The sequence below is a fragment of the Wolbachia endosymbiont of Phyllotreta cruciferae genome, from assembly GCF_918697765.1.
In the GTDB taxonomy this organism is placed as follows: domain Bacteria; phylum Pseudomonadota; class Alphaproteobacteria; order Rickettsiales; family Anaplasmataceae; genus Wolbachia; species Wolbachia pipientis.
The window spans coordinates 529881-555057 of sequence record NZ_OU953855.1; the positions used below are offsets into that span (position 1 = coordinate 529881).

The window sequence follows — 25177 nt, forward strand, 5'->3', positions numbered from 1 at the left end:
TCTTTGCACGTTATTCCAACCTCCGTTGTATTGGCATAGCAATTCCTAAACCAGTCACTATATTGCTGACCGCTTCCCCTTGTATGTGGCTTTCCCACACTCTGAGTACTATCAATCAGTCCGACTTCCTTTATATCTTCCGTCAGTACTCGCCTTTGTTGACTTGTTCCAACGTACCTTAATAGGAATACAAAGGATCTCCCAAGTTTACGTAAACTCCATCTCAACACGTGATACGGCCTCAGATCCCGATAGAGTGAGTGATAACTTGCCCTATTGTTACCCTTCTTGCTGTCTTCCACTATATGCAACGTGTCGACCTCTATGACATCGAGAATTTCGGGACTCAATACCTTCACTTTCGTTGTACCCTGTGTTGTCCATTCCACTAGCTTTACTACGCTCGTTACCTTACGCAGCATAGTGGTTTGTTCCAGCCTGCTGGCTAGGCTTTGCCTGGGTTGGATTTTCACCAACTGGACTTTACGCACTTTGCTTGGCGCACGCATGTTTCACCTAAAAAGGACACATTTTAAACTTCTTTGTTGAAATAAAATAGAAACAAAAGTGCTGTTTCCTGCGGCTTCTGGATAATTTAATGGTAAAAGTTTTAGAGAGAAATTTTATACACTATCGCTGATATTTTTCCTTAAGTTGACGCCATTGAGTGTTCAGAAGGTCAGCCAGTAGACCTAAAACTTCAGCTATATTCTTTAGGCTGTTTTTCAACAGTAGAATGGTGTGCTGCGACCTCTTGCTTAACATCTAAGCTTAAGTCAATTATTGAGATATTTTCTTCATCATAATCTATGTCTTTTATTAACATATCGTCAGTAATAGTCAAAAGGTCAGGCGGAGAAAGAATAGTTCTTTTATTACCAGCTCTCATTCCCACAACTCCAAGCTCTATAGCAAGTGGTATTTTTTTATCGCCAACCCTAAATTGCACTGTTTGATCTTTGGCTATATATTCTCCATTATGCTCCTTTACGCTATATTTAACCGATATCTCATCACCGCACCTTACTTGTTTTCCAGTCTTGTTAATTAAGTCATTAAAAACCATCAGATTATTTACTGAGTCGGGATATTTATCCTTTATTTCGATCAGTTTGACGTAATAAGAATTAAAATTCATTTTGTTATCATTGGCAATAGTAACTACACGCTCTCCGCCTTCTTTCATACCTATTACCCCTAAACTCACTTCTTTTAGGTTATCTTGACCTATTTTCAAAGTAACATCAGAAACTTTGCTAGGGAGTGTTGCTAAGTTATTATTAGAAATTTTATATATTTGCAATAGGACTTCCAGGCCACAAAAAGCCTTGCTGCCACTGCCTTCAGTAATTTCATAAAAATTTATTGAATCTTCTTCTTTTTGCTGCGTCATTTCTTCTAAATATTCTGTCAGCCCATGCTTTTCAATATAGCGGTCAAGTGCTGATTCAAGTATTGGCTTCACTAGGTAATATGCTATCGTCTGTATCAAACCACCATGCGTGGCATTTATCTCATAAAGCTTGTCCTTTTTTTCCGGTTTACCTTTGTTTATATAGACAATAGTAAACACAAAAGTAGAAGTTAAAGTGAGAATCGTTACTACGGAAATAAGCATTTGTAATATAATTTTTCTAACCATCTTTCTTTACTTGATTCAATAAATCATATAAATAATTAGTATCCCCTGAAAGCGCACTCAAATTATCCAAGCCTTGTTTAAAGAGGCCGTCTATATAGTCCTCTACTTCACTTTTACCAAGCACAGACATTAGGTTATTTGTTTTATCTTGTTCGTAGTCTTCAATATCATCCTTAGCTTGAAAGATAAGCCCTAGATTTATTCCATAGTTATATAACGCTTTACGTTGCTTGTCTGTAGCATCCCCTATTATAGCACCTATTTCACATGAAGCTGCAAATAGTTTTGCGGTTTTCATCAAATGAATTTCTTTTATTTTATCAGCTTGGCCCGACGTCATTCCAGCGTCATACATACAGCCGTACGAATGTTGTAGTTTTAAGGTAGAAAGGGTGTCATGCAAGTAGCTGACACTGGAATCCATTTCATGTTCAGCTCCACTATCGCATGGCTTTTTGCACGAAATGCTTGTAGGCAAAGCCTTCTGGATCCCAGTGTCCGCTACTTGAATGACAGAGGGTTGGGGGCTAAAATCTATATGCTCACTGTTAATATCTAAAGCCTGTCCTCCCACCATTCCCCTAATTCCTATTGCCTGAGAAAGAACTTTTATGATCTCACAGCGTTTCTCATTTAACGAAGATAATACCTCAAAAGCCAGAGTAAGTAGTGCATCTCCGGCAAGCACTGCTGTTGCTTCATCAAATTTTTTATGGCAGCTTAGCTGGCTTCTGCGAGTATCACTGTTGTCCATGCACGGTAAATCATCGTGAATTAGAGAGTAAGCATGAACAAATTCAATTGCTGCAGCAACTGATATTACTTTTTTAGCTTCCGCGTTAAACACTCGCGATGAAGCTACGACTAAAAAGGAGCGTATATGTTTTGCAGGAGCAAGGAGTATATAACGCATAGCTGATATAAGCTTATTCTCGCTATTTTCGGGTAAGAGTTTATTTACTTCTACAATAAGCAAATTTTTTGTTGTTTCGTCTAGCATTTTTGAATTGTTAATTGTTTAGCACGTAACGCTAGCCAGCTAGGGCAGTAGAAAACTTTACTGTAGTTTACCAGTTATAAAAGATATTGCAAACATAAAAATTTTTTATAACATCAAAGAATAGGTTATTTTTTTGGTAAGAAATGTGAATAGCGAACTAGCAAAGAGCACTAGAGAAGACATAGAAGAAAAAGTGAAAAAGATTATACTAGAGCATATTAGTAAGGATGTAGAGAAATTCAACAGCTCTTCAAAGCTTTCGGAGCATGGTACAGACAGCTTAGATGCAGTTGAAATCATCATGGCAGCAGAAGAAGAGTTTGGAATAGAAATTCCAGATGAAGACGCACAAAAAATGGAAACTATGGAGCAAATAGTTGAGTACATTAATAATAAAAAAGGCTAATAGTTAGTGTTAAATGAGCAGAAGAGTAGTAGTCACTGGTGTTGGTTTAATCACTCCACTAGCGGCAGATGTTGACAACACTTGGTCAAGGCTAATAAAAAGTGAGTCTGGCATAAAAGCAATCAATACGGATAGATTTGACTCTTCTGATCTTGCTTGCAAAATTGCAGGGCAGGTGCCGTTGCAATCAGACAACATTGAGCACCATTTCAATCCACTAGATTATATTTCTGAGAAAGACTCAAAAAGGACAGATCGTTTTATCCATTACGGTATTGCAGCAGCTATTCAGGCAGTAGATGATTCATTAATTTTGGAAAGCCAAAATATCAATCGGGAACGTGTTGGTGTGACTATTGGCTCTGGTATAGGTGGTCTTCCGTCAATTCAGGAAAATGTTATTACCATGCAGGAAAAAGGGCCCAGACGTGTCAGTCCATTTTTTGTCCCTGCAAGTCTAATAAATTTGATATCTGGCCATATTTCTATTAAATACGAATTTACAGGTCCAAACGATTCAGCAGTAACCGCATGTGCAACAGGTGCGCATGCAATCATAAACTCAGCAAGAACTATAAAACTTGGTGAAGCAGATGTTATGATTGCAGGTGGAGCAGAAAGTGCACTGTGTAGAGTTGGAATTGCAGGTTTTGCATCTATGAAAGCGTTATCAACTAAATTCAATGATAAACCCAAAGAAGCTTCAAGACCATGGGATGCAGAACGCGATGGTTTTGTTATGGGTGAAGGAGCAGGTATATTGGTGTTGGAAGAATACGAACATGCAAAAAAAAGGGGGGCAAAAATACATGCTGAACTGGTTGGGTACGGACTCACAGGAGATGCGCACCACATTACAGCACCACATCCAGAAGGAAGAGGCGCATTTAAGGCAATGCAGCTTGCTTTAAAGAGCGCGCAAATTAATCCCAATCAAGTAGGGTATATCAATGCACATGGAACTTCAACGCCACTTGGAGATAAAATTGAAGTAATAGCAATGAAACAGTTATTCGGTGACTACGTTTATAAAATACCTGTTTCTTCAACTAAATCTTCTATAGGACATTTACTTGGTGCTGCAGGGAGCGTTGAAGCAATATTCAGTATTCTTGCGTTAAATAATGGAATTATTCCGCCAACCTTAAATTTACACAAGCCTTCAGAAGGATGTGATTTAAATTTTGTACCGTTTAAAGCTCAGGAGCATAAAATTCAATATGCACTTTCTAATTCGTTTGGTTTTGGTGGCACTAATGCATCGCTCATATTTGGACAAGTTTAGTTGATGTCACCCCAGTGTCTTCCTCTTGTCATGCAAGCAGCTCTCCTACTGTCATCCCAGCACGTGACACTGGGATGACAAACGGTTGTGAAAGGGAATACATATAAAAATTAAACTATCAATAGCAATTCAAAAAGAAAAAATATTCTATTCATCCCTGAAGAAGTATTTTATTGACAATTTATGAATAAAGATCAATAATGCAGAAAAGGAATTGATAGGCGTATGCATGAATTTAACCACTATTAATTGTACATTATTTGTTGTAATTACATATTTTTTGACGTGCATTATAGCTTGGTGCTTACCTTTCAAAGACATAACATTATTAACAACATTTGTTCCGGCTTCAGTTGCAATTTTGCTAACCATTTATAATAAACAGAAGGTAAGGGATCTTTTTAAACTTAGTTCGCCAAAAAACTGTCTATTAGGGTTTATACTTATTCTGGTAAGTATGCTAATTTCCAATGGTCTTTTGTCAATTTACTGCGGTTTTTCATTTTTCCGAGAGTCTTTTACGTTAGACCGTGTAAAGGATTTGAGTGCAGTTTTGAGTCCATTAGTGATGTTATTTGTTTTATTATCAACCTTTGTGATGTGGATCATTATGTCTCTTGGTGAAGAGATCGGTTGGCGTGGCTATCTTTTGAAAAATCTTAAAAGCAAAATATCAAATTTTTATATCAGAGCAATTATTGTCGGTATTATTTGGTCAGTATGGCACATACCAACTTATGTGGTTGCTGGCTCAGCTTTGTGGAAGGATGGCTTTACATTCCCGACTATTTGTGCTTATACCCTTTATATTTGTGCAATGTCTATAATGTTTACCTGGTTGTTTGAAAAAGACAACTCGATTTGGCCAGTAACTATTGCTCATGCAACAAATAATCTTGTGTATAGTGTTTTGAGCATTCTAATGCCGTCTCCTCCTCTGTCAACTTTCGATGCAGTAATTCGCCTTACATTAGGAGCAGCTGGTTATTTCATTGTTGCAATTGGTGTTATTTGGTTTGATAAAGCTCGAGAGCGTCATTTGAGTAATTCATAGTATAAAATTTCGGGGGCAATTCGCATCAGGTGTCATGCAGGTAGCATGACACTGGGATGATGAGGAAGAAAAAGCAAATTTTGCCTTTTACGGTCAATCTATTATACTTAGTAAGACTTCAATAAACTAATGAATTATACTTTATATCTAATTAAATGCACAAGATATTAATAAGAAATAACTACAAACCTTTGGTCGGAAAAATCAAGATTAATGGCTCAAAAAATGCTGTTTTACCAATAATGGCAGCAAGTCTATTAAGTAGCTCCCCGGTAATTTTGCATAATGTACCTGATTTAATTGATGTGCATCTAATGTCTAAGTTGCTTGAAAGTCTTGGAGCAGAAGTGAACTTTATGCACAATAAAAATTATAAAGCGAACCATACTTTGAAAATTGACTGCAGCAATATCAACAATCACGTGATGCCATATAAAACCGCAAGTAAGCTAAGAACTTCTTTTCTAATATTGGGTCCAATGCTTAGCAGATTTGGCAAAGCGAGAACAGCATTTCCTGGTGGATGCAACATTGGAAAGCGTCCCGTTGATATGCATATTAAAGCATTAGAAGAAATGGGAGCTAAAATTGAAATTGACGGCTATAATATAATTGCAACAGTGAAAGGAAAGCTACAAGGAAAAGAAATCACATTTGAGAAAATAAGTGTTGGCGCAACAGAAAATGTAATAATGGCAGCAACATTTGCAGAAGGAGTGACAACAATAAACAATGCTGCAACTGAGCCGGAAGTTCTTGATTTAATAGATTTTCTGAAGAAAATGGGTGCTGATATTGAAATTGATAATACAAAGGTCATAATAACAGGAGTTGAAGCACTAAATGGATGTGTTCATAAAATAATACCAGATCGCATAGAAGCAGGCACCTATGCACTAGCTGCTATAATAACCGGTGGTAAGTTGGAGTTGGAAGGAATAAATCTATCTGATATAAGGTGTATTACAAATGAGTTGGAGACTATAGGAGCTATGGTTGAACTGTATGATGGAGGCATTGTTATTTCCAGAAAAAATGGCTCTATTAAGTCTGCTAACGTTGCGACAGATCCATACCCCAATTTTCCCAGTGATATGCAACCACAACTGATGTCTGCAATGTGCATCGCTGATGGGATATCAGTAATTGAAGAGAACATTTTTGAAAACAGATTTACACATGCAGATGAATTGAGAAAGTTAGGTGCTAATATCAGCATCGAGAAAAGCAAAGCTACTATAAGTGGAATAAAAAGCTTATCTGGAGCTAATCTATATGCTACTGACTTAAGATCAACAGCAGCTTTGGTGCTTGCTTCTTTGGTAGCCGGTGGAGAAACTATAATAAACAATTCACATCATTTATGGAGAGGATATGAAGCAATGCATGAAAAACTCAATTCATGTGGAGCTGATATCTCCATTTCGTCTTGAGGATATTTTATGAATGAAGCAACCAAACGAACTATAGTAAAAGAAATAGATGCAATCTTATATGAAGAACATAAGGTATTAGACCATGGATTTATTCGAGTAGTGGATTATATGGGCTCTGATAGCGCTATAGTTCAAGCTGCTCGTGTTTCTTATGGCAAGGGAACAAAACAGACAAGTCAGGATGAAGCACTTATAAAGTATTTAATGAGACATCATCATACAACTCCATTTGAAATGTGTGAAATTAAGTTTCACGTGAAACTTCCAATTTTTGTTGCAAGGCAATGGATAAGGCATAGAACTGCAAATGTGAATGAATATTCAGCAAGGTATTCAATACTTGATAATGAATTTTATACACCTAAACCAGAACAAGTTGCAAAACAATCTGACAATAATAAACAAGGTAGCGGGGAAGCTTTTGATCCAGATACCTCAAAGGAAATAATAGATTCTCTAACAAATGACTCTAATTTAGTATATTCTCATTATGAAAAATTTATTGAGCAGGGGCTTGCAAGAGAAATTGCCAGAACTAACCTAATGCTTAATTACTACACGCAATTTTATTGGAAAATAGATCTGCATAATCTCCTTCATTTTTTGAAGCTTAGAGCTGATAAGCATGCCCAATATGAAATCAGAGTTTATGCAGAAGTTATGCTGGATATAATAAAAAAATGGGTTCCACTGGCCTACAATGCCTTTGTTGAATATTGCCTAGAATCAGCCTGTATTTCAAGAACTGGTCTAGAAATAATTCGCAAATTAATTAAAGGGGAAAACGTTACTAGAGAAGAAAGTAATATTGGTAAAAGAGAATGGGGCGAGCTGATGTCTATACTTGATAAACAATCTTAAAGATAAAGGCATACGTGTCAATCTCCTCTGTCAGTTAACTCTCGTTCACCAGATTGAATCTTGCTTTTTACATCACATTAACTCATCACTTTTATAGAACATCTCATTAAAATCATTTAGAGTTCCAAAATCCTGACCCTTGATAAACAGGTGATCATTAGCAACATGTGCTTCATCAAGAGTAAACAGCTCGTAATGATGATTGTGAGCGGGCCTAACAATTTCATTATATAAAACCATTACTTGTTCGTAGTTATATCCATCGCCAGCATGATATTTACCACGTACGGTATCATAAAAATTCTTTACATCATCATATGTCACTTGCAGCTCCACCTTATACTTTCCCACTTCAAGAGGACTTCCTGTCTTTATTTTTAAGGGATGTTGTGAATTTGCAACACTGTTAGAAGTTTCTGCTTCAATATCAGAATTTTTATCCATATTTTCTATCACACTTGCCATAACAGTTTCTTGTTCATCTTCTGTTGGTTTTGTTTGTTTTTCAGTCTTATTACTGCTACTGTCAGTTTCCACAGTTACTTTTTTTACTTCTATATCTTTTTGAGCTTTCTCATTACTTTGCTTGTGTATTTCATCTCCATGCAATTTTTTCTGCAGAGCTTTTTTCGTATCAGCATAATCATCACGATTGCTTTGCAAAGCTGGTTTATAACTGCTGCTATCATCCGCTTGCATTTGATCTATATAGTTAGATTCTTCTTCCTGTATAGTATTTTTTGCGTTATCCTCACCAACCGTTCCTTTCTCCCCAGACTTGGCTTCACTCTCTACCACAACTTCTTCGTCTACTTGCTCATCATCAATTGTAAATTCAGTACCTATCTGATTGCTATCTTCCTCCAATTCATTAGATAATTTTTCAGATAGCTGGTCACCACTCAAATATGGTTCCTTTGAATATTTAGCATAATTATGGGGATCGGTTCTGTTTTCTGAATAAAACCCACTTTCAAAGTCTGAGTAGGAGCTTTGATTGAGCACAAAAAATAAGTTTTCATAATTAACCAGCATATCACTATCAGGGCTAACAAAATTTAAATATTCATCGCCTTCCCATTCTGGGTGGTGTCTATACTCTGCTATGTAGTATTTACTAGAGTCGAGAGGTATCTTGTCACCTTCTTCCCCATCAAGTTGTAAAACTACTGCTGAATGCCCATTACCTAAATCATTACCTTTTACCACTTTGAATATTTTAATCTCATCCTTTTCTACAAGTTCTTTTAACTCCTCGTTCTTTTCATTTAACTCTTCCTCCCTTTGTCTTTCTGCTTCTCTTTCTCTTGCCAATCTTTCTGCTTCTTCATCAGCTTTCTTCTGCAGTTGTGAGAATACATTTTGTAATATATCTTGTGTGGTTAAGCTATTTGTGTTGCTTAAAAAATTATCTAACACATTTGATGCAATTGGTGACAATTCACCGTGATCATCAAATACTTTTTCCTTTGCTTTATCATAGTGATTTGGGTTATAGATTGCATACAGAGGATAAAAACCATAATCTGCAATTGACGCTCCGTCAGGTGATAGTTCCATTGAGAATCCATAGTAATTAAGTGGAAGATTGGAGGTTAAATATTTACCGTTATCATCCCTAACGTGTAGCTCACTTCTACCATTGTGCTCACTATATTTGTTGTAGTAGATATAAAAATTCTCATGGTTAAGATCGAAGTGATCATCTAGATTATCGAATTGAATTGTACTGCCAAGCTTCTCCCGCAAAAGATTTTTGCTTTCATCTGTAAGCTTTATATGTGCAGAAAAGTAGTATCGATCTATAGGTTCGCCTTTTTCTATTTCAAAGTTCAAAGTAATCTTGTCGTTGACCATTGGTAGCCTCCACAAATTCTATAAATCATTTTATTTATCAATCATACGGTCTGTACTATGAAAAATGTGTTAAACGTTAAGATTTTCTCTGTACCGGTTCATCTATATTGCCAAGCTTAATAAAGTTACAAGCTCTTTAAAACAATGTTAAACTCAATCACTATGGCAAAAACAGTTGACGTATTACTACCACTTCCAATTGATCAGTTATTTTCATATGCAATTGAGGAAAATACTGAGATTTTACTTGGAGATTACGTAGTAGTGCCATTTGGCAAAAAACGCTTAATCGGAATAGTTTGGAAATACAGTGATAAAAGTAACCGAGAATTAAAATTTATTGAGCAAAAAATCGATTTACCAAATATTAGACCAAAATTGATTGCATTTGCAGAGTGGGTTGCGCAATACAACTTAATACCTATTGGTATGCTTGCCAAAGTGATAATGGGAGGAGTGTTAAAAGTAAATCACATAGATAAATTGGTTTGTGTTGAACAAAAGCAGGAAACAAGTGAAATAAGCTGCAAATTGAGTCCTGAACAGCAGGTAGCTAGTGATAAAATAATCAGCAATTTGAACGAATATTCAGTGACTTTGCTTGACGGTGAGACCGGGTCTGGAAAAACCGAAGTTTATCTCTCTGTGATTGCACAATTGATTAAGAATTACACTGCCGTTCCAAATGCTGCTCAGACTTTACCATCCCAGTGCCCAGAGACACAACTGTACGAACATTGTGATTTGGGTCTACCAAGAGGGTGTTATCCGAGTAGCCTGACACTGGGATCCAGTTTTTCATATAACCTCATTACAAATGTTTATTTTAACTTAAAACCAATACCTAATTTACAATCAAAATTCCTGGATTCCAGTGTCAAGCACTGGAATGACACCTTTATACTCAAGGCAAAACCCACTGTAACATTTAGCATACCGTCTTTGCCACGTACTAGTATGACACCAGAATATGTTGAAATGACATCAGGAGAAGGTAATGCGCAAGTGCTAATCCTCTTGCCTGAAATTGTTTTAACTTCACAATTGGTAAACCGTATTCATGGTCAGATATCAAAAAACTTAGTTGAATGGCACTCAGAGCTCACTCCAAAAACTCGCCGGAATAATTGGCTCAGTATAGCAAATGGAAATGCGCAGATAATTATTGGTGCACGGTCAGCGCTTTTTTTGCCTTATAAAAACCTAAAATTGATTATCGTTGATGAAGAGCACGACTCATCTTTTAAACAAGAACAGGGAATTATATATAATGCTCGAGATATGGCGATAATCTTAGCCAAATTTGAAAATATTCCGATTATTTTATCATCAGCTACTCCACTGCTTGAAACGATTCATCATGTTAAAAACGGGAATTACAATCATGTAAAGCTAACTAAAAGATTTGGTGGTGCAGAATTGCCACTCATTAAAGTAGTAGATATGAGGAACAACAAGCAATGGATCTCCTCTGAGCTTTTTGAAAGCATCAAACAAACCATAGAGAAAAAACAGCAGGTTATGCTTTTTCTAAACCGCAGAGGGTATGCACAACTGGCAATTTGTAAAAAGTGTGGATATAAAATTTCCTGCTTAAATTGTGCTGTTTGGCTTACATATCACAAGAAAAAAAATGCTCTTTTGTGCCATCATTGCTCTTATCAATTAAAACTTCCAGAGAAATGCTCTAATTGCCAAAGTGAACAGCCATTGTTCCTCTACGGCATAGGAATTGAAAGGTTGCTTGAAGAAATGGTGAAATTAATACCAAACGCAAAAACTGCGATGATAAGCAGCGATCAGAAGTCGGTTAGTAACATCATTGATTTAGTGTTAAAGGAAGAGGTGAACATTATAATCGGCACACAGATAATTGCTAAGGGGCACAATTTTCCTAAATTAACTTTGGTTGGAGTAATAAATGCAGATTTGAGCCTCGAAAATTCTGATTTGAGAGCAGCGGAAAAGACGTATCAATTATTGCACCAAGTTGCAGGCAGATCAGGAAGGTTTAATGAAAAAGGAATGGTAATAGTGCAAACCAATAACCCTGAAAGTTCAATAATAAAAGCATTGCTGCATCAAAAAAGGGACTCATTTTATGAAATTGAACTTAAGTCAAGACGTGAAGCCAAAATGCCACCATTTAGCAGATTAATAGCGCTTATCATTTGTGGTAAGAATCAGATTGCAACACAAAAAGCAGCGAATGAAATAGTAAAATCTCTTCTTTGTCATCCAAGTAGCTTAACTACTTGTATCCAGGAAAAAAATGTAGGTGTAGACAAAAAGGAATTTGAAATTCTTGGCCCATCACCAGCAGCGATAAATTTTTTAAATAATAAGTATCGGTATAGGGTATTATTAAAAATACACAATAAACACAGTTTATCTATACAAAAAAAGCTGAAATATTGGATTAAAAATTGTAACTTGAATTCGAGTATTGCAGTGATAATAGATGTTGATCCTGTGAGTTTTTTTTAACGAGTTCCGTTAAGCCTTCTTGCCAATTACCACAACATTCTCACTGGGAAAAAAATAATCAGGTACAGCCATATTTTTCGGTGCAGGACCCCCAATTACTCGACCTGATGTATCATAATATGAACCGTGGCAAGGACAAAACCAACCATTACCATCTCTTGTAGCGTGGTCAACCGGTACACACCCAAGATGTGTACATATTCCAAGCATAATTAACCATTCGTCTTTTCCTTCGTATACTCTCTGCTCATCTAATTGAGGATCCCTCAAGCTCTTCACATTCACAGCTCTTGCAGCCTCAATTTCTTGCTTTGTGCGTCTACGAATGAATACTGGTTTACCTTGCCACTTTACTTTTACTCCGTGTCCTTCCTGAATTCCAGACAAATTCACCTCCACTGTGGAAGTTGCTAGAACTTCAGCAGAAGGATTCATAGATTTAACCAGTGGCCAAAGTCCGCTTGCAGCTCCTATACCTGCCATAGCGCATGTAGTTAATGTTATAAAATCTCTCCTACTCTTATTTTTAGTAAGATCTTTAACAGGAGGTGTTTTTTTATCCTCTTTGTCTGCCAGTGGTTTTTTATTTTTAGTTAATTTTTTGTCCATTGATCTTTACTTAGCCATAAGTATATATTTTAATTTAAATACTGCATATTAATCAACAAAAACTTGCGCTTTTTGTTTAACCTATACTACGGTTAAGAAGCGATAGAGTTTTCAACTTCAGAAATACTATCTTCAGTGGAATCAGGATCTTCAATTTTCGCTACTGACACCACTTTTTCTCTACTTTCTGTTTTAAACAGAGTGACTCCTTGAGTGCTGCGTCCTGCAATTCTAATCTCATTGACCGAAATGCGAATTAACTTTCCTTTATCTGTAATAAGCATTATATTATCACCCTGCTCAACTGGAAAACTAGCAATAACATTACCGTTTCTGCTAGTAGTAAGAATATTGGTGATACCAACACCACCCCTGTTAGTTATTCTATACTCATACGCAGAAGTTCTTTTACCAAAGCCATTTTCGGTAATAGTTAATATAAACTCCTCATTCACTGCAAGTTTTAAGAATAATTCGTTATCTATTCCTAAATCATTCAAAGTCTTTTCCAATTTAGAATCAATAGAGTTATTAATTGCAGTTCCCAGTCTTTTTGCAAGTGGAACTTTTAAGTAAAGTTCTTTTGTTTCTGTTGCTACACCTATCCCATTTAATATGGTCATGGATATCACGCTGTCATTCTTTGCAAGTTTGATACCTCTTACGCCATCTGAATTGCGACTTTTAAATTGACGCACATCACTTACAACAAATCTGATACTTTTGCCGAATCTTGTTGAAAGAAAAACATGATCAATTGCATTGCATACTTTAACCAATATTAATTTGTCTCCTTCATCGAGCTTTATTGCTATTTTTCCATTGCTTGGAATATAGTGAAAATCCGCTAAAGAGTTACGCCTTATGTTTCCATAGGCAGTAGCAAAAACTATGTTTTGATTTTCGTCATTTTCACTTGGCAATGGCATGATATTAGTTATAGTTTCACCATCGCTAAGCGGAAATATGTTAACAAGCGCTCTTCCACGTGCAGTTGGCTCTGCAAGAGGTAACTTATAAACTTTTAATCTATAAACTCGACCAATGTTAGAGAAGAACAAAACGCTAGTGTGAGTATTTGTCACAAATAATTCTGTAATTACGTCTTCTTCTTTTAATCCCTGTCCTAGCTTTCCTTTTCCACCACGACGCTGAGTTCTATAATGAGAAAGCTTCACACGCTTGATATAACCATTCATAGTTACGGTTATCACCATATCCTCTTGTGGAATTAGATCTTCAGCTTCAATGTCCGTATCTGATTCCTCTATTGCAGTCTTTCGTGGTACGGCAAATCTGTTCTTTATTTCTTGTAAATTGTTTTTTATTTCTTTCATCAACTTCTCTTCTGAGCCAAGAAAAGCGATATATTCTTTTATCAGGTTGATCATTGAACTTAGCTCAGCTTCTAATTTGTCTTTTTCAAGGCCTGTTAAACGCTGCAGTTTCATATCAAGGATAGCCTTAATTTGTAGCTCAGTTAATCTATACACTCCATCTTTCAAAAAGCTTGCGCTATCTGAAATCAACTCAATAATAGTGTTGATTTCATTCGAAGTTTTCCATTCTTTATTTAAAAGTTCTCTACTTGCTTCCGCAGGATCTTTTGCACCGCGGATGATTTTTATCACTTCATCTATGCTGAGGACCGCAATGTAGAGCCCTATATATATATGAGCTTTTTCTCTCGTTTTTCTTAGACGAAATTCTGTTCTCCTGATTAACACTTCTTTTCTAAAGTCAACAAAAGCAGCTATGATTTCTTTTAACGACATCAAAGCAGGCCTGTTGTTATTGAGCACTAAAGTGTTAACACTAAAACTACTTCTTAGTGGAGTTAGCCCCAATATTTGATTAAGTATAAAACTTGCCTCAGCATTTCTTCTGAGGTCAATTACTACTCTAATACCAGACTTATCGGACTCATCCCTAATTTCTGTTATGCCATCAATTCTTTTTTCTTTTACAAGCTCACCTATCTTCTCAATTAATTTTACTTTGTTTACCTGGTAAGGTATTTCATCAATCACTATTGCTTGCCTATCTTGTGGCAGGTCTTCTATGTGAGTCTTGCCTTGCACAACAATTGATCCACGACCAGTTGCAAATGCTGATCTTATTCCAGACCTTCCAAGAATTGTTCCCCCAGTTGGAAAATCCGGCCCTGGCATCACTTCAAGTAACTCATCCAAAGTAACTTCAGGATTATTTACATATAATATACAAGCATCTATTATTTCTCCAAGATTATGAGAAGGAATATTGGTTGCCATACCAACTGCAACACCACTTGCACCGTTTACCAATAGATTCGGAAACTCTGCAGGCAGCACAACTGGTTCTGTTTCATTTCCATCGTAGTTTGGCCTAAAATTAACTGTATCTTCATCAATATCATTCAGTAAAAAGTGCGACACTTTTTGAAGTCTTGCTTCTGTGTATCGCATTGAAGCTGGTGGATCTCCGTCTATCGAACCAAAGTTACCTTGCCCATCAACAAGTGGTAAAAGAAGAGAGAAATCTTGGGCCATTCTAACCAAGGAATCGTAAATAGCTGCATCACCATGTGGGTGATATTTCCCCATTACATCCCCAACTATACGAGCTGCCTTTTTATATGGCTTACCGGCATCGAATCCAGCTCTTGACATTGCATATAATATGCGCCTGTGAACAGGTTTAAATCCATCCCGCACGTCAGGTATAGCCCGGCTTATGATAACGCTCATTGCGTAGGAGAGATAAGAATCTTCCAGCTCTTTTACTATTGAGATTGGTACTATATTATCCTGCATTTTTTATACTTTAATTGAAGTAATTAATAATACTAACATTCAGTTAAGCAAATGGGCAATGACAGACTTGAACTGCCGACCTCCTCGGTGTAAACGAGATGCTCTACCAGCTGAGCTAATTGCCCCTTTAGATCTAATTCTATAGCTCAATATTATTATTGTAAACAAAAATAGCAATAAATTGTATCCGTTCAGGCAATGGCGTCAACTTAAGGAAAAATATCAGCGATAGTGTATAAAATTTCTCTCTAAATTTTTTATCATTAAATTATCCAAAGAGTGCAATAAACAGCACTTTTGTTTCTGTTTTATTTCAATAAAGAAGTCTAAAATGTGTCCTTTTTAGGTGAAACATGCGTGCGCCAAGCAAAGTGCGTAAAGTCCAGTTGGTGAAAATCCAACCCAGGCAAAGCCTAGCCAGCAGGCTGGAACAAACCACTATGCTGCGTAAGGTAACGAGCGTAGTAAAGCTAGTGGAATGGACAACACAGGGTACAACGAAAGTGAAGGTATTGAGTCCCGAAATTCTCGATGTCATAGAGGTCGACACGTTGCATATAGTGGAAGACAGCAAGAAGGGTAACAATAGGGCAAGTTATCACTCACTCTATCGGGATCTGAGGCCGTATCACGTGTTGAGATGGAGTTTACGTAAACTTGGGAGATCCTTTGTATTCCTATTAAGGTACGTTGGAACAAGTCAACAAAGGCGAGTACTGACGGAAGATATAAAGGAAGTCGGACTGATTGATAGTACTCAGAGTGTGGGAAAGCCACATACAAGGGGAAGCGGTCAGCAATATAGTGACTGGTTTAGGAATTGCTATGCCAATACAACGGAGGTTGGAATAACGTGCAAAGAAAACTAAATCAGATAGCAGTAAGAGCCAGGCAAGATAAACGATTGAAATTTAATCGTTAATTCATCTGATAAACGCAGAGAATCTTGCTGAATGTTATAAAGAGCTAAAGCATAACAAAGCATGCGGTATAGACCAGGTGACAGTAGAAGCTTATGGAGAAAATCTTGAAGAGAAGCTCAACACTCTGGTGGATAGTATGAAAAGAAAGCGATATCAACCGCAACCAGTGAAAAGAGTATATATACCAAAAGCTGGAAGCAAAGAGAAACGCGGGCTTGGAGTACCGTCTACAGAAGATAAGTTAGTCCAGATAATGCTGAAGAAGATATTAGAAAATATTTATGAAGCTAACTTTCTGGATAACTCATATGGTTTTCGTCCTGGTAGAAGCTGTCATCAAGCGGTAAATGCACTAAATAAAGCAGTTATGTACAGACCAACTAACTATGTAGTAGAAGTTGATATCAAGAAATTCTTTGATAATGTCCAGCACAAATGGCTAATGAGATGCTTGAGAGAACGGATAACAGACCCAAACATACTGTGGTTAGTAAAACGATTTCTTAAGGCAGGAGTAGTCGAAGCAGGACATTATGAAGCAACTGAACTAGGCACACCTCAGGGGGGAATAGTAAGTCCTATACTAGCTAATATATAGTTGCATTATGTGCTGGATTTGTGGTTTGAAAAGAAATTCAAGCTAAGATCTAAAGGTTATATGGAGCTAGTTAGGTATGCAGACGATCACCTGATTTGCTGCGAAAGAGAAAAAGATGCTAGAGAACTCTTAGAGTCACTGAAACAAAGGCTAGGAAAATTTGGACTGGAAATATCTGAAGACAAAACAAGAATAGTAAAGTTTGGCAAAAAGGAGTGGCAACAAGGAATAAGGGAGAAACGAAAAACGGAAAGTTTCAACTTTCTAGGATTCACCCATTATGGTACAAGGAGTCGTAAAGGTAGAGTAATGGTAGGTCATAAAACCTCGAAAGAAAATCTATCTAGAAAACTTAAAGAAATCAAAGAATGGGTGAAAAAGATCCGAAATAAAGTTCACCTTAAAGATTGGTGGTCAATACTTAAAGCAAAACTAACAGGACACTATAACTACTTCGGAGTTAGCGGAAATTACCGGTGGTTGAATAAATTCTTCTGGCGGGTAATCAAGCTAGCGTATAAATGGATAAACCGACGTAGTCAGAAGAAGAGTATGAATTCAAAGCAATTTATACACTATCTACAAGTTAATCCATTACCAAAACCAAGAATATGCTACTCATTATATACAAAATAGGAAATGCTGTGAATACTACATTGTGGAGCCGTGTGCGGGAAAGCTGCAAGCACGGTTCTGGTGGGGGAGTCATAGCGATAAAACTTAATCAGGAGGATTTAAAACTATGACTTCTACCAAACAAAAAGGAAAAAATCTTATTCTACAAATTAAAAATATAATATACTCGAAAGCTTTTCAGAGAATCCATTGTGTTGAGTTTTACACGAACAAGAAAACTTCCTTTTTCGACAGTATTTTCTATGATTTTAAAGTTAGTTAAAAAAAGTTTGGGAATAGAATGTGAACTTATGGAGCCATTGACATGTACCCTCAAAGCAAGCTTTTTCTAAAGCAAGATATAAGATTTGTCATACAGGTTTTAAAGAATTTAAGCATCCAAACAGCCTATCAAGATGAGCCTGAGTTGGAGAGGCTATAGGCTTATTGCAGCAGATGGTTCTGGTATTCGATTACCGAGCTCTGAGGAAATTGTATCCGAGTTTGAACCAAATGGAACAACAGGTATAATGCCACCATTAGCAAGGGTTTCTTTGTTTGTTGATTTATGTACTTCGCTGATTTGCAGTGCTCGCCTTGCGGCTTGGAATGTGGGTGAGCAAACGTTAGCAGAAGAACAATTACCTGAAGTCGTTACTCAAATGCGTTCATTAAATCAAGATAGATTATTATTTATCTACGACCGTCTTCAGTAAAATTCATTCAGCAGCATTATGATTTGGAAGTAGATTTTATTTTTCGCTTGCAAAAAAGAAATTATAGCAAGCTATGGGAACGAATTGCATCTGGAGAATTAGATTTCGATTTTATATTAGAAAATGAAAAGCTAAAAAATAAAATGAAAGGACAGAAAGTAAGAGTAATAGTGCTGACATTAGCCAACGGAGAAACAGAGGTATTGATTACTTCACTTTTTGACCGAGTAAAATTTACTTTGGAAGATATCAGCAAAGCTTATGTGTTAAGGTGGCATATAGAGGAGTGCTATAAACGACTCAAAATAGGTGCAGAATTAGAGAATTTTTCTGGCGTAAATTTAGAGGCTGTATTACAAGAATTTTGGGCAAACTTAGTCATGTGTAATATATTGTCGCTTCATATGTGTAATGCACAAGGGCCTTGGAATCCAGATCAAATTGCTGAGTATCGTTTAAATTTTTCGGTTTTATTTGGTGTAATGAGGCAGAAACTCTATCAGGTACTTATTGCGCCAAAAAACTTTCAAGCCCTTTTTGATAGAGCAAGTATACGCGCTAAAGTTAAAATCTTACTATTACCCACAAATATAAATGTTTGTTGCATAGCTCTTAATGGCATAACTTTTGCTTGAAATAACTGTTTATATGGTGCAATTTACAGCTTTTAGTTGCTAAAATTATAACTCTTAGTTTAATAATTTTAATCTAATAAGCTTTCAGGTTAATAAAATTAAATTATTTGAGTAAATACAATACTATGTTTTTATTTGTGGGTAATAGTAAGAGTTAAAATCCGACCGGGACGATTGTATAGCCGCGATAAGGTAGATAAGCCCAAACGCCATCATGTCTTTAGGAGAGTTTGCTAATGAAAGTTCTTAAGTTGACGCCATTGGCTGATAGCTCACTATGCTTCTTTTGAAATTGTTAAGGTAATTGTCATCCCAGTGCCCTGACTACTTGGATCCAGAAGACTTAATTTTAACCAAGCAGGCTGCATAATAAAGGCTGGATTCCAGCGTCACGCGCTGGAATGACAAGGTATAAACCTTATCGTCATGCCGCCGCGAACCGTCATACCGCGATTCATTCGCGGTATCTCATCAGCTAACAAGCAGCAGTTCTACGTCATATCGCCGTGGTATCTTTTAGCATAGATCCCGCTAACACGTAGCGGGATGACGGTTGTCAGGGTGTCATGCAAGTAGCTGACTACTTGGATCTGGTAGACTCAAATCACAATGCCCGTAAAGCTGCGACCCTAGAGCTACTATCTCTCACCCACTGCAAATATTGCACGGTACTATCCACTTGATCATCGTGTCGAGTTTCAGGAAACATTAAAATCTCATACTCAAAATCGTTCAGCCATACTGCTTGGTGCGGCAGAAAAACCTTGCCAGACTCTATAATCGGAACAATTTGATAAAATCGAGTGAGTTTGTCATCATGTGGTACTATTTCGATAATTGGTAAATCACTGTTTGTCTTTAGCTCTTGCACCAATTGCTGACCACTTGTTTTTGCTTCGATTAAAATTGCGTGCGGTGTCCATCTTGCAGCTAGTGACAGAACTTGCTCTTTAAGCTTTGGATACTCAAGCTTTGCGCGATATACATCGAGTAAATAGAATTTATTGCCCACTTTTGTCCAGGTGGTGCAGACGCTAAAGTTGCTCATGCTGCTTGTTGAAACTGCAGTGTCCCAGCTCTGAGTGACATATGAGAGACTATCAGAAAAATTTCTATAGCGCTTCAGCCACTCTCGTTTAATTATACCACTTGAAAGTGGCAGAGGGTTTTGTTGATATTGTGCAGCAAAAGCGTAACTTCCAAGTTCAACCTTTATCATCTCAACTTCTTCTTTTCCTCCATCGAGGGGATATAGCAACTGACCTTCTTCTCTTGAGTATAATATTACGGGTGGTGTCATTCTAGCACTTGATGCTGTAATCCAGCTTTTGTACTCATTTGTAGTTACTCGGGTGACAGGAACAAGAAAAGGAGGCGCTGGCTTTTTGATTGAATAGATAATCTCCTTATTTTCAGATATCATCGGTAAACAAGTATGGTTCCATATGTTTTTCGGTTTGGAGAGAAGGTGCCCGGTTAAATCTTCTTGATGTAGCCTATGCATCACAAGAACAATTACTCCTTTTTTTCTATTGTTGAGCCTGGCTACTAAAGTCTGGTCAAACCAATTTGTAGCACGCTTTCTAAACGTTTCACTCAAAGCTTGGGCGGGACTCAGTGGATCATCCACGATGATGAAATCACCACCTTCACCTGTTAACGTCCCTCCAACGGACGTTGCAATTCTGTATCCTCTCTGCACTGTTTGAAATTTGTATTTGGTATTCTGATCTTTGGATAGTCCTACCTCTGGAAACAGCTCTCTATACCAACTAGACTGCATTATGCATCTTGTATCGAGCGAGTGCTTTTCGCTAAGCAGCCGAGAGTAGCTTGCAACTATTATTCTTGCAGTTGGCTGATTTCCCAGTATCCATGCGGGCCACGCAACACTAGCGCACAGGGACTTCATTGAACGCGGAGGCATATTGAATATTATTCGCCTCATTTTGCCAACATTTGCCGCTTCAAGTCTGTCTGCTATGACTTTTATATACTGATAATCATTATACTCACACCCCGGCACCACCGTTTGAAAGCACAGTTCAATGAATTTTAGAAAGTTCATGATATAATGTTGAAAGATGTCATCCAAGTAGCCCCTTTCTTGTCATCCCAGTGCTTGACACTGGGATCCAGGAAAAAGAATGATGTCATGAAAGTAGCTTTCCATCCAAGAGAGTGTCATCCCAGTGTCAAGCACTGGGATGACAAAAAAAGGAGCACTGGAATGACATCATCCTTTTTTTGGGATTCCAGCGTCACGCGCTGGAATGACACCTCTCTTGGGCTCTCTTAGCTATAAATATTAAGGAATTTACCAAACGAAAAAAAAGGCAAAAGAAGCCCCGTGGTTGGCTAATTACTTACATTATACTTTCAAGTATGGCGTTTTTTTATTCTAAACGCTTAATAACCGCGATTTAGTTGCTTTTAAGCCGCAACTAATCTAAATTATAAACATTAAGAAATTTACTAAACAGAAAAAAAGGCAAAAGAAACCCTAGGGTAGCTAGTTATTCACTATCCATTTTTTAAATCGGCGTTTTTTGATGTTTTAAATGCTTTATAAGCGCATTTCAGCTTATATTAGGTAAAAACCTAGAAATTTTATAAAGACATAAGATGCACATAGTGCAAAAAATTAAACATGGGACGCCAGACACGTGAGTTTTTTTGTCATTTAATCTGTACAGAGAAGATAAATAAATAGCTTCAGTTTCATGATAAGGGGACTGGCAAGGCTTGTCAAGCAAGTTTTTTGCAATATCAGGGGATAATTTCGACCATAAATCCCTATCAATAAATTTTAACAAAAATACTTCAGTGCATTTTCAAATATAAGCATTCCATCGCCATATTTTGGCACAGCAACACCTAAACGCTTGCTCTTTTCTTTTTCAAGGGGCCAATTATCTTGCTGGGTAAAAAATATTCCCCTTTCTGGATGGGGCATTAAAGCTAGCACTCTTCCACTTTTATCTGATAAAGCTGCTAGGTCGTATGTAGACCCATTCGGATTGTAAGGAAATTGTAGGTTAGCATAGTTGCCATTTTTATCAATGTAACGTAATGCGGTGGAATTGCTCTCAATCAATTGGTTCAAAATATCTTGATCCATAAAAAATTTGCCTTCCCCATGAGCAACAGGGAGATATAGTTCACTCAGACCCCGTAGCCAAACAGAATTACTCTGCGGATTAACTCTCACTCTAATCCAGCGGCATTGGTAATTGCCTATATCATTATGGATTAAAGCTAGATTAGAGAACTCTGGAATTAATTTTACTAATATCTGACAACCATTACATATTCCTATAATCAGCTTGTCCTGAGATAAAAACTCTTGAAACTCATCCAACAAGTTGTTTTTAATACGTAAAGCAAACGCATTACCAGCACCAGTGTCATCACCATAGGAAAAACCCCCTGGAATTGCAAGTATATTGCTTAATTTCAGTTCACCTGGATTATCTATGATATCGTTAATGTGAACGATTTTTACTTCAATATTACCAATACCAAGTTTTCTGCTGCATTCCATAAATGCAAATGCAGTTTCTTTTTCGCAATTTAAGCCATAACCAGATAGGACTGTGATTTTCATGAATTGCTAAAAATTAAAAAATTCGAATTTCCTTTTTACAAAATTTGCTACTAAATTTAACGCAAATAACACCAATAATAAAGCTATAATTGCGATAGCAGCAAGTTCAACAAATGCAATTTCAGGATTGCTTGACCATATGTATATTTGCACAGGTAGAACAGTCGCCGGATCGAAAAAGGACGTAGGTGTATCAGCAATAAATGCCACCATACCCATCATAAGTAAAGGAGAAGATTCACCTAAAATCCTTGCAATTGCAAGCACAGTACCATGTATTATTCTTGGTAACGCAATCGGTAAAGAGTGATCTAATATCACCTTGATGTGAGGTGCACCGAGCGCAAACGCTGCATCTTTTATCGTAATAGGAACATTCGCAAAGGCATTTTTTGTTGTAATTATAATATTAGGTAACATCATAAATGAAAGAGTCATTCCACCAACAAGTGGTGAAGAGCGTGGTAGCCCAAATATGCCAAGATAGAGAGTTAAGCCCACTACACCAAATATTATTGAAGGCACTGCAGCAAGATTATTTATGCTAATTTCTACAATATTAGTCATTAGCCTATTTTTAGGCATAAATTCGTAAAGACAGATGCCCGACATAATTCCTATTGGTAATGCTAATGCTAGGCACACTATAATTGTCATTAATGAACCGATAAATGCCCCTAAAATCCCTGCATTCTCAGGTTCACGAGAGTCAGATTTAAGGAATAAAGACTTATTAAAAAATTTTTTCACTCTCCTCTTTTCTTTTAGCCAATCAAGTAATTTAGCATAACGATCATTCAAATGTTTATCTTTATTTATTGAATTAATTATACTTGACGCGGTAAACCAGATCTCATATTCACCACTATCTTTTACTTTCTTACGAAAAAATTTCTCTAGTTCTTTGTAAGAATTACGACTTAAAATTTCATCACCGTCTTTAAAATCAGTTCCTCCAAACACCTTACGTAAAGAATCGTTGAGTAAGCCAATGGACTTATACCGCAAATCACTAGGATTACTCGCCAAAGCAAGATCAGCATTTATTTCAACTGGCAATAAAATTTTCGTTACTGTTAAGGCACTGTAAGAGTTAACTAATATACTCAACAATATACACACAGGACAGCCAAGTGAGATAACTAGTGCCGTGAAAGAACAAAAGCGTAGCGCTCTGTTCTTTTTATTTTTCCTTTTTATACGAGCATGTACACGCCTTGACTGAAGTAATTTAAGGAATTTTTTCTTTATACTCATTTACTTTTCTTTACACGAGGATTTGAAAAAACTTTCCCCTTTTTTGTCATGCAAGTAGCTGACACTGGGATCCAGCAGGCTTTGCCTGCAAATAATTTTTACATTTTCCATGAAAGCACAAACCAAAAGGAGAATAATGAATGCTGGATCCCAGTGTCGAAGCACTGGGATGACACCACAGCGGGAGGCAAACACAATGTTCGTACAGTTGTGTGTCACGCACTGGGATGACAAGAGAGAGTTCTGAGATGACACAATTGACATCACTCCCTATTGTATCTACTTAGATTTCTTTTTAACATAAGTAGTACGCTCTTTGATCCTTGCAGCTTTTCCAAATAGTTTGCACAGATAATACAGTTTTGCTCTACGAACCTTTCCTTTTCTTGTCACTTGCACTGAAACCAGTGCAGGAGAATAAACAAAAAACTGAGACACTATACTTTCTCCATGGCTCACTTTTCTGACTGCAAAAGAAGAATGTAACCCGCGGTTCCTTTTTGATATACATACACCTTCAAATATCTGTATACGTTCACTTGTACCGTCAACTACTTTAAAAGTGACCTTCAAATCATCGCCAGGACGAAATTCTGGTATTTCTTTAGCTAACACTTGCATTTGCTGTTCGTTAAATTTTTTAAGTAAATTTGTCATTTATCTCTCCACTCAATAATTCAGGCCTACGCTTTTTTGTTATAACATGAGACTGCTTCTGCCTCCAATCACTTATTTTTTTGTGATTGCCAGATAACAAAACCTCAGGTACTTTATATCCCTTCCACTGCTCAGGTCTAGTATATTGAGGATATTCAAGTACACCACCACCATAATTAAAACTTTCTTCAGTAATACTATCGGTATTATTTACTACACCTGGAAGAAGTCTAATGCATGCATCAAGAACCACCATTGCAGCTGGCTCACCTCCTGAAAGTATATAATCTCCAATACTTAACTCATAAGGAGTATACGCATCAATTATCCTTTGGTCAATACCTTCAAATCGACCACACAATATTGTTATATGAGGAAACTCTAATAATTCTCTGGCAATATTCTGATTAAACTTAGTTCCAGATGGAGTCATGTAAATAAACTTAGTGTTTTTATGAACAGAGAGCATACTATCTACTGCATCACCAACTACATCAGAACGCATAACCATTCCTGCTCCACCTCCATATGGAACATCATCCACAGTTGAATGTTTATCTTTCGCAAAAGAACGAATATTTATTACTTCAAGGTTCCATATTTTTTTTTCTAACGCTTTTCCGGCAAGAGAATAGTTCAAAAACCCCGGGAACATTTCTGGGAATATGGTTAATATTGTAACATTGAATGCCATTAAGGTTTATTTTAAGTTATTTGGGGCTATACTCTAAGAATAG

The 25177-nt window shown here is 36.9% G+C and carries 17 protein-coding genes, 1 tRNA gene and 2 pseudogenes; 8 read left to right on the forward strand and 12 right to left on the reverse strand.

From position 1 onward, the window contains the following. Positions 1 to 700: 700 nt before the first annotated feature. Positions 701 to 1642, reverse strand: a complete 942-nt coding sequence (locus NL281_RS02515; RefSeq protein ID WP_253303555.1) for an FKBP-type peptidyl-prolyl cis-trans isomerase — start codon at positions 1640 to 1642, stop codon at positions 701 to 703. Next, on the reverse strand, positions 1635 to 2642 hold the full coding sequence (locus NL281_RS08980; protein ID WP_264705443.1) for a polyprenyl synthetase family protein: 1008 nt from the start codon (positions 2640 to 2642) through the stop codon (positions 1635 to 1637). Before NL281_RS08980 ends, NL281_RS02515 begins: the two co-directional genes overlap by 8 nt. Before the next feature lie 145 nt (positions 2643 to 2787). On the opposite strand from NL281_RS08980, the gene acpP reads away from it, so the two are divergent. Continuing rightward, positions 2788 to 3048 carry an acyl carrier protein gene (acpP, locus tag NL281_RS02525; RefSeq protein ID WP_006279836.1) on the forward strand — a complete coding sequence of 87 codons (261 nt, stop codon included), beginning with the start codon at positions 2788 to 2790 and terminating at the stop codon, positions 3046 to 3048. A 13-nt stretch (positions 3049 to 3061) separates the two neighbouring features. Next, positions 3062 to 4333: a beta-ketoacyl-ACP synthase II gene (fabF, locus tag NL281_RS02530; RefSeq protein ID WP_077188419.1), complete on the forward strand. Its 1272-nt coding sequence runs from the start codon at positions 3062 to 3064 to the stop codon at positions 4331 to 4333. A 147-nt stretch (positions 4334 to 4480) separates the two neighbouring features. Here the strand turns inward: fabF and NL281_RS02535 are convergent, their stop codons facing one another. Then, a complete protein-coding gene (locus tag NL281_RS02535; RefSeq protein WP_010082031.1) occupies positions 4481 to 4705 on the reverse strand; it encodes a hypothetical protein in 225 nt (74 codons plus the stop codon). Between NL281_RS02535 and NL281_RS02540 the strand changes: the two genes are divergently transcribed. From NL281_RS02540 to thyX, 3 genes are all read left to right on the forward strand, one after another. Next, on the forward strand, positions 4614 to 5387 hold the full coding sequence (locus NL281_RS02540; RefSeq protein ID WP_416635899.1) for a CPBP family intramembrane glutamic endopeptidase: 774 nt from the start codon (positions 4614 to 4616) through the stop codon (positions 5385 to 5387). The two genes, NL281_RS02535 and NL281_RS02540, sit on opposite strands and share 92 nt — an antisense overlap. A 155-nt stretch (positions 5388 to 5542) precedes the next feature. Next, positions 5543 to 6820: a UDP-N-acetylglucosamine 1-carboxyvinyltransferase gene (gene murA, locus NL281_RS02545; RefSeq protein ID WP_006279833.1), complete on the forward strand. Its 1278-nt coding sequence runs from the start codon at positions 5543 to 5545 to the stop codon at positions 6818 to 6820. A 9-nt stretch (positions 6821 to 6829) separates the two neighbouring features. Further along, positions 6830 to 7684: an FAD-dependent thymidylate synthase gene (gene thyX / locus NL281_RS02550; protein WP_253303557.1), complete on the forward strand. Its 855-nt coding sequence runs from the start codon at positions 6830 to 6832 to the stop codon at positions 7682 to 7684. A gap of 72 nt (positions 7685 to 7756) precedes the next feature. Here thyX and NL281_RS02555 read toward each other — a convergent pair whose 3' ends face one another. Further along, entirely contained in the window at positions 7757 to 9520 is a 1764-nt protein-coding gene (locus NL281_RS02555; protein WP_253303558.1) for a hypothetical protein, read from the reverse strand. A 165-nt stretch (positions 9521 to 9685) separates the two neighbouring features. On the opposite strand from NL281_RS02555, the gene priA reads away from it, so the two are divergent. After that, positions 9686 to 12028 carry a replication restart helicase PriA gene (gene priA / locus NL281_RS02560; RefSeq protein WP_253303559.1) on the forward strand — a complete coding sequence of 781 codons (2343 nt, stop codon included), beginning with the start codon at positions 9686 to 9688 and terminating at the stop codon, positions 12026 to 12028. A gap of 9 nt (positions 12029 to 12037) precedes the next feature. Here priA and petA read toward each other — a convergent pair whose 3' ends face one another. The 3 genes from petA to NL281_RS02575 all read right to left on the reverse strand — a co-directional run bounded on the left by petA (position 12038) and on the right by NL281_RS02575 (position 15557). Next, entirely contained in the window at positions 12038 to 12637 is a 600-nt protein-coding gene (gene petA, locus NL281_RS02565) for a ubiquinol-cytochrome c reductase iron-sulfur subunit (protein WP_010963095.1), read from the reverse strand. A gap of 92 nt (positions 12638 to 12729) precedes the next feature. Next, complete coding sequence (gene gyrA, locus NL281_RS02570) at positions 12730 to 15432, reverse strand: DNA gyrase subunit A (protein ID WP_253303560.1); 2703 nt, start codon at positions 15430 to 15432, stop codon at positions 12730 to 12732. 52 nt (positions 15433 to 15484) lie between these two features. After that, a tRNA-Val gene (locus tag NL281_RS02575) sits at positions 15485 to 15557 on the reverse strand. A 934-nt stretch (positions 15558 to 16491) separates the two neighbouring features. Between NL281_RS02575 and ltrA the strand changes: the two are divergent. Together ltrA and NL281_RS02585 are read left to right on the forward strand one after the other, a co-directional pair. Continuing rightward, positions 16492 to 17589 (forward strand): annotated as a pseudogene (ltrA, locus tag NL281_RS09130) (group II intron reverse transcriptase/maturase). Positions 17590 to 17695: 106 nt separating this feature from the next. After that, positions 17696 to 18856 (forward strand): annotated as a pseudogene (locus NL281_RS02585) (IS4 family transposase); the annotation flags it as partial. Positions 18857 to 19523: 667 nt separating this feature from the next. On the opposite strand, the gene terL reads toward NL281_RS02585, so the two are convergent. The 5 genes from terL to trmD form a co-directional block, all read right to left on the reverse strand. Continuing rightward, positions 19524 to 20987 carry a phage terminase large subunit gene (terL, locus tag NL281_RS02590; protein ID WP_253303711.1) on the reverse strand — a complete coding sequence of 488 codons (1464 nt, stop codon included), beginning with the start codon at positions 20985 to 20987 and terminating at the stop codon, positions 19524 to 19526. A 741-nt stretch (positions 20988 to 21728) separates the two neighbouring features. Continuing rightward, positions 21729 to 22526: a phosphoribosylformylglycinamidine synthase subunit PurQ gene (locus NL281_RS02595; RefSeq protein WP_182319642.1), complete on the reverse strand. Its 798-nt coding sequence runs from the start codon at positions 22524 to 22526 to the stop codon at positions 21729 to 21731. A gap of 6 nt (positions 22527 to 22532) precedes the next feature. Further along, entirely contained in the window at positions 22533 to 23783 is a 1251-nt protein-coding gene (gene pstA, locus NL281_RS02600) for a phosphate ABC transporter permease PstA (RefSeq protein WP_253303561.1), read from the reverse strand. Positions 23784 to 24062: 279 nt separating this feature from the next. Continuing rightward, entirely contained in the window at positions 24063 to 24440 is a 378-nt protein-coding gene (gene rplS, locus NL281_RS02605) for a 50S ribosomal protein L19 (RefSeq protein ID WP_006279489.1), read from the reverse strand. After that, complete coding sequence (gene trmD, locus NL281_RS02610; protein WP_007549279.1) at positions 24424 to 25134, reverse strand: tRNA (guanosine(37)-N1)-methyltransferase TrmD; 711 nt, start codon at positions 25132 to 25134, stop codon at positions 24424 to 24426. Before trmD ends, rplS begins: the two co-directional genes overlap by 17 nt. Between the last annotated feature and the right edge of the window lie 43 nt (positions 25135 to 25177).